Here is an 11355-nt window from a genome sequence, read left to right as displayed (position 1 = left end):
AGGGCTATGAAGACGGCTATTTCGTCGGCGGCACGCTGTTCGACCACGTCAAGCCAGAGATGGACATCTACAAGACCGAGATCTTCGGGCCGGTTCTCTCGGTCGTTCGCGCCAAGAACTACGAGGAAGCCCTCGAGCTGCCGATGAAGCACGAATACGGTAACGGCGTCGCCATCTACACCCGTGACGGCGATGCGGCCCGCGATTTCGCCTCGCGCATTAACATCGGCATGATCGGCGTCAACGTTCCGATCCCGGTTCCGCTCGCATACCACTCCTTCGGCGGCTGGAAGGCTTCCAGCTTCGGCGATCTCAACCAGCACGGCACGGATTCGATCAAGTTCTGGACGCGCACGAAGACGATCACCGCCCGCTGGCCCTCCGGTATCAAGGATGGCGCCGAATTCGTCATGCCGACGATGAAGTAAGCATCGCCACCATTGGTATTATCGACCGCCGCCCGGCACGTTTCGGGCGGCGGTTTTTTGTTGCGCCTATTTTCGATAGAGTGATCTTGTCTGTGTCATCGTTTTGACTTAGAACAAAACGAGAACAATTGGAGGGCCGCACCGTGCCTGTGACCTATCAGATCGACTATCTCGAATTTCCGTCGAAAGACGGCTTGAAGACCCGCCGCTTCTTCGAGGAGGCCTTCGAGTGGAGCTTTGTCAGCTATGGGCCGACCTATCATGTCATCGAGGCCGCCGGAATAGATGCCGGCATAGACGGGGATGCGGGAGAGGCCGCCGGCACGCCTTTGCCCGTGGTGCGCACCACCGATCTGGAAGCGGCCCAACGCGCCGTCGAATTCGCCGGCGGCGTCATCACCCGAGCCGCCTTCGATTTCCCCGGCGGCCGCCGGTTCCATTTTCGCGAGCCCGGCGGCTGCGAAATGGCTGTCTGGGTGTCTTCCCCTTAAACGCAAGATCTGGACTGGAGGGCTAGCTCGGCTGGGCTAGCCATGCCGTGGCGCCGGCAGGGACGGACGAGACCTGACGGTCGCTGCTTTCGACATAACGTGAATATGAATTTCATATTTTGGAATTGTTCAAAACTAAGAAAGCCACTATATACGGGTCCAGCCCCTAAGCAGCCTCGATTCCAGGAGATCGGCATGCGTTTGACGAAGCAGACCAATTACGCGGTGCGCATGCTGATGTATTGCGCCGCCAATGATGGCCATCTGAGCCGCATTCCGGAAATCGCCAGGGCCTATAGCGTATCCGAGCTGTTCCTCTTCAAGATCCTGCAGCCGCTGACCAAGGCAGGTCTGGTCGAAACCGTGCGTGGCCGCAATGGTGGCGTGCGTCTTGGCAAGCCCGCAACCGATATCAGCCTTTTCGATGTCGTTCGCGTCACCGAAGACAGTTTCGCCATGGCGGAATGCTTCGAGGACGGCGTGGTGGAATGTCCGCTGGTCGATAGCTGCGGTCTCAATTCCGCACTGCGCAAGGCCCTGAACGCCTTCTTCGATGTTTTGGCCGAATATTCCATCGACGATCTGGTCAAGGCGCGTCCGCAGATCAACTTCCTGCTCGGCCTGACCGACGCGGATCATAAGGCGATCACAAGGAAGCCTGCGATCTCGGCGCCTGCTGCCTGATCATTCGTCCCGACTTCGATCATCTTTGTCCGCGGCTGCCCCCGGTAGCTGCGGATTTTCATTTATATTGCCTCCTATACGGGCAATAAACGGTTAGCGGAGTGCAAGAAGAAAATATCAAATCGTTCTGAATATGCTAAAACCGTGCAAAATTTTGCCAGAATATTACCAATTCAAAGGTCTTTTCGTCCAAAAATTTCCAAACTCTACAAATTGGAAAAATTTTAGGCGGCGCTTGTTGCTTTCAAACTTAAAATAAAGTTCCATCGGCCCGATCCGGATGGGAACCTCTGGTGGTGTCCACGGCTTCAGAAGAATAACAAACCTGGGAAACGATATCATGAAAAAGATTTCTGTCCTGCTGGCAGTGACAGCCTTGACTTCTGTCATGGCGACGTCCGCCTGGTCGAAAACACTTGTCTATTGCTCGGAGGGTTCGCCGGAAGGTTTCGATCCCGGCATCTATACCGCCGGCACCACATTTGATGCTTCCTCGCGCACGGTTTACAGCCGCCTTGTCGAATTCAAGCACGGCAGCACCGAGGTCGAACCCGGCGTCGCCGAGAGCTGGACCGTTTCCCCCGACGGCAAGGAATACACCTTCAAGCTCCGCAAGGGCGTGAAGTTCCAGACGACCGATTTCTTCACCCCGACGCGTGATCTCAATGCCGACGACGTCATCTTCTCGATCGGCCGTCAGCTCGGTGCGGACAATCCGTGGGCCAAGTATGTTGCCGGTGGTTCCTATGAATATGCCGACGGCATGGGCTTCCCGAAGCTCATCAAGTCGATCGACAAGGTTGATGATCTCACCGTCAAGTTCGTCCTGAACCATCCGGAAGCTCCTTTCCTCGCCGATCTGGCCATGGACTTCGCATCGATCCTGTCGAAGGAATATGCAGACAAGCTGCAGGCCGACAAGAAGATGGAGCAGATGAACCAGCAGCCGCTCGGTACCGGCGCGTTCACCTTCGTCGCCTACCAGCCGGATGCCGTCATCCGCTACAAGGCAAACGAAACCTATTTCAAGGGCAAGGAAAAGATCGACGATCTCGTCTTCGCGATCACGCCGGATGCATCCGTCCGCGCGCAGAAGCTGAAGTCCGGCGAATGCAACCTCATGCCTTACCCGAACGCAGCCGACATCAAGGATCTGAAGGCTGACAAGAACCTCAAGGTTCTCGAACAGGCCGGCCTGAACGTTTCCTACCTCGCCTACAACACATTGGTTGCGCCGTTCGACAAGGTCGAAGTCCGCAAGGCGATCAACATGGCCGTCAACAAGCAGGCCATCGTCGACGCCGTCTTCCAGGGTTCCGGCAAGGTTGCGACCAACCCGATCCCGCCGACCATGTGGTCCTATAACAAGGACGTGAAGGATGACGCCTACAATCCGGACGAAGCCAAGAAGCTGCTTGAAAAGGCTGGCGTCAAGGATCTCAGCATGAAGATCTGGGCAATGCCGGTTTCGCGTCCGTACATGCTGAACGCGCGTCGCGCCGCCGAGCTGATGCAGGCGGACCTCGCCAAGATCGGCGTCAAGGTCGAAATCGTCACCTATGACTGGGCTCAGTACCTGAAGCTCTCCTCCGCCAAGGACCGCGACGGTGCGGCCATCCTCGGCTGGACCGGCGACAACGGCGATCCGGACAACTTCCTTGACACGCTGCTCGGCTGCGATGCCGTCGGCGGCAACAACCGCGCGCAGTGGTGCAACAAGGAGTTCGACGGTCTCGTGAAGAAGGCCAAGCAGACCGCCGACGTCAAGGAGCGCACCAAGCTCTACGAAGAGGCTCAGGTCGTCTTCAAGCGCGAAGCTCCCTGGATGACCATCGACCATTCGGAAGAGTTCATCCCGATGACGAAGAATGTCTCCGGCTACTTCCAGGATCCGGTCGGCGTTCATCGCTTCGACGGCGTCGACATCGCCGAATAACCAAAAATCTGTGAGAATGTCCGGCGACGGCCGGGCGACCCGGCGGTCAGGCACTCTGTCTGACCGCCGGAAAAATTTGGACAACTGTCATGTTGCGATTTCTTTTCAGCCGCCTTGCGGTGCTGATCCCGACATTCCTCGGCGTGTCGATCGTCGCCTTCTCCTTTATCCGCCTGCTTCCCGGCGATCCTGTCATGCTGCTGTCGGGCGAACGTGTCATGTCGCCGGAACGCCATGCGCAGATCTCCCACGATCTCGGCTACGACCAGCCGATGGTCGTGCAGTATGGCCGATATATCTGGAGCGCCCTTCATGGCGACCTCGGCACCTCGATCACCACCAAACGTGACGTGCTGACCGACTTCCTGACCTTCTTCCCGGCAACGCTCGAACTGTCGATCTGCGCCATGATCCTGGCGATCTGTCTTGGCATCCCGGCCGGCGTTTTCGCCGCCGTCAAGCGCGGTACATGGTTCGACCAGAGCGTCATGGGCGTGGCCCTCATCGGCTACTCCATGCCGATCTTCTGGTGGGGCCTGCTGCTGATCATCGTCTTCAACGGCTATCTGCATTGGACGCCGGTTTCGGGCCGCATCGGCCTCATCTATTTCTTCAAGCCGATCACTGGCTTCATGCTGATCGACAGCCTCCTGTCCGGTCAGAAGGGCGCCTTCTGGTCTGCCTTGAATTCACTGATCCTGCCGACCATCGTGCTCGGCACCATTCCGCTCGCCGTCATCGCGCGCCAGACGCGCTCCGCCATGCTGGAAGTGCTTGGCGAGGATTATGTGCGCACGGCCCGCTCCAAGGGCCTGTCTCCCTTGCGCGTCGTTTCCGTGCATGCGTTGCGCAACGCCATGATCCCCGTCGTCACCACGATCGGCCTGCAGGTCGGCGTGCTGCTCGGCGGCGCCATCCTGACGGAAAGCATCTTCTCCTGGCCGGGCATCGGCAAATGGATGATCGACGCCGTCTTCAAGCGCGATTATCCGGTGGTGCAGGGCGGCCTGTTGCTGATCGCCGGCATCGTCATGCTCGTCAATCTTGCTGTCGACCTGCTCTACGGCTTCGTCAATCCACGCATTCGTCACTAGGAGCGGCCCATGAGCACGGTTAGCGTCAAAACGGTTAGCGTCAAATCCGACCGCCCCTCCGCGCTTGCGGAGTTCTGGTATTACTTCTCTCGCAATAAGGGTGCCGTCATCGGCCTTGCGATCTTCCTTTTCGTCCTGTTTCTGGCGATCTTTGCCGGCGTCGTGGCGCCTCACAATCCCGATGCCGCTTACGGCAGCGACATGCAGCGCCTGCCGCCTGCTTGGGCGGAGGGCAGCAACAGCAGCTTCCTGCTCGGCACCGATGCCAATGGCCGCGATCTTCTGTCGCGCCTCATCTACGGCACGCGGTTCTCGCTGTTCATCGGCTTGGTCGTCGCTTCACTTTCGGCGGTCGCCGGTGTCCTCATCGGCCTCGTCGCCGGCTACGTTCGCGGCCGCACCGATACGATCATCATGCGTGTCATGGACATCATCCTTGCCATTCCGTCATTGCTGCTGGCCCTGGTGCTGGTGGCAATCCTCGGGCCTGGCCTGACCAATGCGATGATCGCGATCTCCATCGTCAACCAGCCGCATTTCGTTCGTCTCACGCGCGCATCCGTCATGACCGAGCGTGATAAGGAATATGTCATCGCCTCGCGTGTTGCCGGCGCCGGTCCGCTGCGGCTGATGTTCAAGACGATCCTGCCGAATTGTCTCGGTCCGCTGATCGTGCAGGCGACGCTTGCCTTCTCGGCCGCCATTCTCGATGCCGCCGCTCTCGGCTTCCTCGGCCAGGGCGCCCAGCCGCCGACGCCGGAATGGGGCACGATGCTTGCGGACTCCCGTGAATTCTTCCAGAGCAACCCTTGGCTCGTTACTTTCCCCGGTCTCTGCATCCTGATCACGGTGCTCGCCATCAATCTGATGGGCGACGGCCTGCGCGATGCATTCGACCCGAAGCTGAAGAGGTCGTAATGGCACTCCTCGATATTGAAAACCTATCCGTTGAATTCCAGACCTCGTCCGGCCTGTTCCGGGCGGTGGATGGCGTTTCGCTCACCTGCGACAAGGGCGAAATCCTGTCGATCGTCGGCGAATCCGGCTCCGGCAAATCGGTCTCCATGCTCGCCATGATGGGGCTTCTGCCCTGGACGGCGAAGATCACCGCCGACCGCATGATGTTCGATGGCAAGGACCTGCGCGGCATTTCCTCGCGCCAGCGCCGCAAGATCATCGGCAAGGACATGGCGATGATCTTCCAGGAGCCGATGTCGAGCCTCAATCCGTGCTTTACGGTCGGCTTCCAGCTCGGCGAGACCCTGCGCATCCATATGGGCCTCGACCGCAAAGCGCGTCGCGAGCGCTCGATCGAGCTTCTGAATCTGGTCGGCATTCCCGCGCCTGAAGATCGGCTGTCGAACTTCCCGCATCAGATGTCCGGCGGCATGAGCCAGCGCGTCATGATCGCCATGGCGCTCGCCTGCAATCCGAAGCTCCTGATCGCCGATGAGCCGACCACCGCGCTCGACGTGACGATCCAGGCGCAGATCCTCGATCTGCTCGTGCGCCTGCAGCGGGAGCAGGGCATGGCGCTCGTGCTCATCACCCACGACATGGGCGTCGTTGCCGAAACCGCCGAGCGCGTGCAGGTGCAGTATGCGGGCCAGAAGGTGGAGGAACAGCCGGTCAAGGAGCTGTTCCGCGATCCGCATCATCCCTATACGGCAGCGCTTCTCTCGGCTCTACCTGAACGTGCCGAAGTCGGCGAGCGCCTGCCATCGATTGCCGGCGTCGTTCCCGGTCAGCACGATCGTCCCAGAGGCTGTCTCTTTGCTCCGCGTTGCTCCTTCGCCACGCCGGAATGCGACAAGGGCGTCAAGCGCCAGGGCGCCGAACTCGGCCTGACCCTTTGCAACTATCCGCTGGAACATGGCAAGCCGCTCGGCCATCCTGGCATTGCCGTCACGCAAAAAGCAGGAGGTGCCGCATGACCGGCGCTGTTCTCGAAGGGCGCGATCTCGCCCGTTTCTACACCATCAAGCGCGGCAGCTTCAAACCGGAAGCGACTGTCAAGGCGTTGAATGGCGTCAGCTTCAGCTTGCAGTCGGGCCGCACGCTTGCGGTCGTCGGCGAATCCGGCTGCGGCAAGTCGACGCTCGCTCGCCTGGTGACGATGATCGAAAACCCGACAGCTGGCGAATTGCTGATCGACGGCAAGCCCGCCAAGCTTGGCGACCGCAGCCTGCGCAGCGCCGTGCAGATCGTGTTCCAGAACCCATATGGCTCGCTCAACCCGCGCCAGAAGGTCGGCTCCATCCTGGAAGAGCCGCTGAAGATCAACACCGATGACGATGCCGCCACCCGCCGCCGCAAGGCGGAGGAGATGATGGCGCGCGTCGGCCTGCGCCCCGAGCATTACGATCGCTACCCGCATATGTTCTCCGGCGGCCAGCGCCAGCGTATCGCGATCGCGCGTGCCCTGATGCTGCGGCCGAAGGTGCTGGTGCTCGACGAACCCGTCTCCGCGCTCGATCTGTCGATCCAGGCACAGGTGCTGAATCTTTTGATGGACCTGCAGAAAGAGATGGGACTTGCCTATCTCTTCATTTCGCATGGCCTCTCCGTCGTGCGCCATATCGCAGACGACGTGATGGTGATGTATCTCGGCCGCCCGGTCGAAACAGGCACCGCCGAAGAGGTCTTCAACCGGCCGCGTCATCCCTATACGGCCGCCCTTCTGTCGGCGACGCCGATCGCCGATCCGGAGCGCGAGAAGAACCGCATCCGCCTGCAGGGCGAGCTGCCGTCGCCGCTCAACCCGCCGAAGGGATGCCACTTCAATCCGCGCTGCTGGCGCGCCCAGGACAAGTGCCGCCAGGTCGAACCGGAACTGGCGGGCGAGGGAACGCATAAATTTTCCTGTTTCTTTCCGCTGGATTGATCCAGGTTGTGAGTCGGGCAGATCCGGCTTTGCAGCGCCTTTCTGCCTGGCCCCTCACCCCAACCCTCTCCCCGCATGCGGGGAGAGGGGGCTGATCTAGCGAGAGCCGGTTCCGTCCTGGTTATCGCCGCCGATTGGCTTGCTCCGTCGTTCCCTCGCCCCGTTTACGGGGAGAAGGCTAGGGTGAGGGGCCAGGCACTTGGCTGCGTCAACGGCGGATCCGTCTGACGATCATTGGCCCCGTCATTCAAGGCAGAAAACAACATGAGTGAAACATCCAAAACCCCCCTCGCCATCATCGTCATGGGCGTGAGCGGCAGCGGCAAATCCTCGATCGGCGAGGGTGTGGCGGCCAAGCTCGGCATCCATTTCATCGAAGGCGATGCGCTGCATCCGGCCGCCAATGTCGAGAAGATGAGCAAGGGCATTCCGCTGACGGATGAGGATCGTTGGCCCTGGCTCGAAAAGATCGGCCAGGAAATTGCGGCAAGCCTTGTGAAAGGCGAAGGGGTTGCCGTCACTTGTTCGGCGCTGAAGCGCACCTATCGCGACCGTCTGCGGGCCGCTGCCGGCGGCCACCTCTATTTCATCTATCTCGAAGGCTCGAAGGAGCTGCTGACGAAACGCATGGGCGAGCGCAAGGGGCATTTCATGCCGGCCTCATTGCTCGAAAGCCAGCTGCAGACCTTGGAAGTGCCGACCGGCGAACCCGGCGTCGTGACCGTCGATATCGACGATACGATCGAAGGCATTGTCGAAGCCTCCGTCAAAAGCCTCAAGGCGATTCTCTGAATCAAATATTCAGGGCGCAAATCGGTCTGGTGCATAGGCTGAGATATCGATGAAGGGCTTCTCGCCGGTGATGAGCTCGGCGAGCACGCGCCCCGTCACCGGCCCGAGCGTCAACCCATGATGGGCGTGCCCGAAGGCGAACCATAGACCCTTATGGCGCGGGGCCTTGCCGATGATCGGCATCATGTCGGGCGTGCAGGGGCGCGCGCCCATCCAGGGTTCCGGGTCGAGCCGTTCGCCGAGCGGGAAGGTGGCGCGGGCGACGGCCTCGGCGCGATCGAGCTGCACCGGCGTCTTCGGCGCGTCGCGCAGGGCGAATTCGGCGCCGGTTGTGAGCCGGATGCCGCGGCTCATCGGCGCCAGCAAATAGCCGCGCTCGGCATCGAGCGTCCAGTTGTTGAGGACGGCATCGCCTTCCGGCGCATAATGCATGTGATAGCCGCGCTTGACGCCGAGGGGGAAGGCATAGCCGAAGCGTTTCGTGACGATATCGGCCCATGGGCCGAGTGCTACGACGACATCCTCCGCCTCGATAGACCCTTCCGCCGTCACCATTCTCCAGGCCGAGCCGGCCATGCCGAGCGAGACGGCATCCCCCGTCGTCACGCGGCCGCCGATGCTCTCGAAATAGCGGCGATAGGCTGCCGTCAGCCCATGCGGGTCCAGCACAGACCAGGGATCGCGCCAACGTAGCGCACCGGCAAAGTCGCCCCTGAGATGCGGTTCCGCGGACGCGATCTCTGTGCTGCTCAAGGCGTCGTAACCAATCCCGAATTCGCGGTTTAGGCGCTCAGCCTCGGCAAATTCCGCGTCTCGCTTCTCGCTCGAACGGAACAGCTCCACCCAGCCGTTCTTGCGGATGAGCTCCTCGGCATGCGCGGCTTCGATAAGATCGTTGTGTTCGCTGACGGAATGCTCGATCAGCGGCGCATAGGCGCGCGAAATCATCTGGTGGCGCTTCGTATTGGAGTTCCACCAATAGCGGGCGAGGAAGGCGATCTGCGCGGGCAGGGCGCGCAGATGATAATGCGCGTCGATGCGATTGTTGAAGGCATAGCGCAGCAGCAGGCCGAATTGCTGCGGAAAGCCGTAGGGCACGACGCCCTCGCGCTGGATGAGGCCGGCATTGCCGAAGGATGTTCCCTGGCCCGGCGGCTGGCGGTCGACGAGGACGACTTGTCGTCCCCGCCGCTGCAGATGGATTGCCGTCGAAACACCGACGATGCCCGCACCGAGAACGATTGCGTCCTTTGTCATCTTATCCTGCTATCCGCATGCTCATTGCATTGTCGCGCGACCTTCAAGACAGCGAATGCCGGTGCCTGGAGCGCGATCTAAGCATCGAAAATGCCTGCCAAATTTCGGCGGCGCAATTGAAAAATGCGGTTAGGCGGTACTCTGTTTCAGGCAGATGTTTTCGGCGCGGATGCGGATTGCAAGAATAATGCCGTTCAGCAGCGAAAAGATCGCCGCATAGAGCGGCAAGCCGAAGGCAAGCGGCAACACGGCGATCTCGCCGACGACAACAGCATAGTTCGGATGGCTGAGGAAGCGATAGGGTCCCCTGTTCACGAGAGCGGCACCCGGCAGTATGATGATGCGTGTCGTCCATCGTTCCCTCAGCGTTGCCAGCACCCAGAGACGCAATGCCTGCAACAGCATGAAGAGCAGGAACCAGCCGGGGTCGACCGGCTGGCCGATGGCGAGCAGCCATAGCCCGATCAGCCAGGCCGCATGCAGCGCCACCATGAAGGGATAGTGCTCCGAGGAATATTCCCGCGCGCCACGGGCAAGCAGGGCGGTGGTGTTGTGCCTGGAATAGATGAGCTCCGCCAGCCGCTGCAGCGTCACGAAGGTCAGAAGCGCGATCGATGGCCACAGCATCAGGCGACCCTCCTCAAGGTGATGCAGCTTGCCGAGAAGCCCGGACCCATGGCCAGCAATGCCGAGCGAGAGGGAAGTCCGGCCGCGATCATGCGCTCCAGCACGAAGAGCACGGTGGGAGAGGACATGTTGCCGTAGTCGCCGATCACCTCGCGTTCGATATCGAGCGAGCCTTCTTCAAGGCGGAGTGCACTCTCAAGCGCCACCAGCACCTTGGCCCCGCCGGGATGGCAGATGAAGCGGTCGATATCCGAGATCAAAAGCCCGGATCGCTCGAGAATGCCGGCAACGGCGCCCCTCAGATGCGTCTCGGCAAAGACCGGCAGCGATTGCTCCAGCACGATGCCGAAGCCGGTATCGTCGATCCTCCAGCCCATGATGCCGAGGCTGTCGGGGAAAAGATGTTCGCCTGTCGATTCGATCTCCACGATACCGCTTTCGCCTGCCCGCAGCACGCAGGCCGCCGCGCCATCGCCGAACAGCGCCGTGGCAATGATGTTGGGCCGTGTCAGTTCGTCCAGACGGAAGGCGAGCGAGCAGAGTTCGATCGCAACGAAGAGCACGACAGCGCCCGGCCGGCTTCTTGCCATCTTGGTTGCGACGGCAAGGCCGGATACGCCGGCTGCGCAACCGAGCCCGAAGATCGGCACGCGTTCGATATCGCCGCGGAAGCCCAGCTCGCCAGCGAGCCGCGCCTCGAGGCTCGGCGTCGCAAGCCCAGTGGATGATGCGGTAACGACGCAGTCCACCTGGCCGGCTTCCAGGCCTGCGCGTTGCAGCGCCGCAGTCGCCGTCCGGCGGAAAAGTTCGGATGCCACCTCCGCATAGGCGGCCATACGGTCCTGCCAGCCGTGCGGTTGTTCGAACCAGGAAAGTGGCCGCGCCAGATGGCGTTTGCGAATGCCGGTGCTCTCAAACACGCGGGCGAGATATTTGAAGTCCTGAAAGCGATCCGAGAACAGGCGGCTCGCCGTCTCGGCGGCGTCTGTCTGGAGGATGACGTTGTCGGGTGTTGCTACGGCGAGGCTAAGAAGTTTGATGCTATCGGTCACGGGTTTCTCCTGCGCCCTTGAGGGGCATATGGTGGAAACACGCGATGGCGACGGTCTATTCGATGCCGGAACGGTCACGAAAGAGTGACGGCATTCCGGCATGGGATGTG

At 60.9% G+C, this 11355-nt stretch carries 12 protein-coding genes; 9 read left to right on the top strand and 3 right to left on the bottom strand.

What is annotated here, in order from left to right; all coding sequences use genetic code 11:
• The 9 genes from ACPYOP_RS28215 to ACPYOP_RS28175 form a co-directional block, all read left to right on the top strand.
• Positions 1-428, top strand: a 428-nt coding sequence (locus ACPYOP_RS28215) for an aldehyde dehydrogenase family protein (protein ID WP_481413563.1), incomplete at its 5' end; no start/stop codon positions are given.
• Between the two features lie 143 nt (positions 429-571).
• Entirely contained in the window at positions 572-919 is a 348-nt protein-coding gene (locus ACPYOP_RS28210) for a VOC family protein (protein ID WP_481413562.1), read from the top strand.
• Positions 920-1114: 195 nt separating this feature from the next.
• Entirely contained in the window at positions 1115-1603 is a 489-nt protein-coding gene (rirA, locus tag ACPYOP_RS28205; protein WP_481413561.1) for an iron-responsive transcriptional regulator RirA, read from the top strand.
• Between the two features lie 340 nt (positions 1604-1943).
• Positions 1944-3539 (top strand): ABC transporter substrate-binding protein, encoded by a 1596-nt coding sequence (locus tag ACPYOP_RS28200; RefSeq protein WP_481413560.1) that lies wholly within the window; start codon positions 1944-1946, stop codon positions 3537-3539.
• An 89-nt stretch (positions 3540-3628) separates the two neighbouring features.
• On the top strand, positions 3629-4633 hold the full coding sequence (locus ACPYOP_RS28195) for an ABC transporter permease subunit (RefSeq protein WP_481413559.1): 1005 nt from the start codon (positions 3629-3631) through the stop codon (positions 4631-4633).
• 9 nt (positions 4634-4642) lie between these two features.
• The gene (locus ACPYOP_RS28190) at positions 4643-5551 is read left to right on the top strand and encodes an ABC transporter permease subunit (RefSeq protein ID WP_481413558.1); all 909 of its coding nucleotides are present in this window, start codon (positions 4643-4645) and stop codon (positions 5549-5551) included.
• Positions 5551-6567 carry an ABC transporter ATP-binding protein gene (locus ACPYOP_RS28185; protein WP_481413557.1) on the top strand — a complete coding sequence of 339 codons (1017 nt, stop codon included), beginning with the start codon at positions 5551-5553 and terminating at the stop codon, positions 6565-6567. Before ACPYOP_RS28190 ends, ACPYOP_RS28185 begins: the two co-directional genes overlap by 1 nt.
• Positions 6564-7517, top strand: coding sequence for a peptide ABC transporter ATP-binding protein (locus ACPYOP_RS28180; RefSeq protein ID WP_481413556.1), 954 nt, complete (start codon positions 6564-6566; stop codon positions 7515-7517). The genes ACPYOP_RS28185 and ACPYOP_RS28180 overlap by 4 nt, the downstream gene beginning before the upstream one ends.
• 264 nt (positions 7518-7781) lie before the next feature.
• The gene (locus ACPYOP_RS28175; protein ID WP_481413555.1) at positions 7782-8309 is read left to right on the top strand and encodes a gluconokinase; all 528 of its coding nucleotides are present in this window, start codon (positions 7782-7784) and stop codon (positions 8307-8309) included.
• 9 nt (positions 8310-8318) lie between these two features.
• On the opposite strand, the gene ACPYOP_RS28170 is transcribed toward ACPYOP_RS28175, so the two are convergent.
• From ACPYOP_RS28170 to ACPYOP_RS28160, 3 genes are all read right to left on the bottom strand, one after another.
• Positions 8319-9566: an NAD(P)/FAD-dependent oxidoreductase gene (locus ACPYOP_RS28170; RefSeq protein ID WP_481413554.1), complete on the bottom strand. Its 1248-nt coding sequence runs from the start codon at positions 9564-9566 to the stop codon at positions 8319-8321.
• A 129-nt stretch (positions 9567-9695) separates the two neighbouring features.
• Positions 9696-10193: an isoprenylcysteine carboxyl methyltransferase family protein gene (locus ACPYOP_RS28165; protein WP_481413553.1), complete on the bottom strand. Its 498-nt coding sequence runs from the start codon at positions 10191-10193 to the stop codon at positions 9696-9698.
• Positions 10193-11245, bottom strand: coding sequence for a type III polyketide synthase (locus tag ACPYOP_RS28160; RefSeq protein ID WP_481413552.1), 1053 nt, complete (start codon positions 11243-11245; stop codon positions 10193-10195). The genes ACPYOP_RS28165 and ACPYOP_RS28160 overlap by 1 nt, the downstream gene beginning before the upstream one ends.
• Between the last annotated feature and the right edge of the window lie 110 nt (positions 11246-11355).

This window comes from Rhizobium sp. KNZ2-6A (genome assembly GCF_056755475.1).
This window is presented reverse-complemented; position numbering and strand designations above follow the sequence as displayed.

Coding starts and splice junctions, on each gene's coding strand:
- ACPYOP_RS28185 (WP_481413557.1), top strand. CDS start 5,551: ATGGCACTCCTCGATATTGAAAACCTATCCGTTGAATTCCAGACCTCG.
- ACPYOP_RS28200 (WP_481413560.1), top strand. CDS start 1,944: ATGAAAAAGATTTCTGTCCTGCTGGCAGTGACAGCCTTGACTTCTGTC.
- ACPYOP_RS28175 (WP_481413555.1), top strand. CDS start 7,782: ATGAGTGAAACATCCAAAACCCCCCTCGCCATCATCGTCATGGGCGTG.
- ACPYOP_RS28180 (WP_481413556.1), top strand. CDS start 6,564: ATGACCGGCGCTGTTCTCGAAGGGCGCGATCTCGCCCGTTTCTACACC.
- ACPYOP_RS28190 (WP_481413558.1), top strand. CDS start 4,643: ATGAGCACGGTTAGCGTCAAAACGGTTAGCGTCAAATCCGACCGCCCC.
- rirA (WP_481413561.1), top strand. CDS start 1,115: ATGCGTTTGACGAAGCAGACCAATTACGCGGTGCGCATGCTGATGTAT.
- ACPYOP_RS28165 (WP_481413553.1), bottom strand. CDS start 10,193: ATGCTGTGGCCATCGATCGCGCTTCTGACCTTCGTGACGCTGCAGCGG.
- ACPYOP_RS28195 (WP_481413559.1), top strand. CDS start 3,629: ATGTTGCGATTTCTTTTCAGCCGCCTTGCGGTGCTGATCCCGACATTC.
- ACPYOP_RS28170 (WP_481413554.1), bottom strand. CDS start 9,566: ATGACAAAGGACGCAATCGTTCTCGGTGCGGGCATCGTCGGTGTTTCG.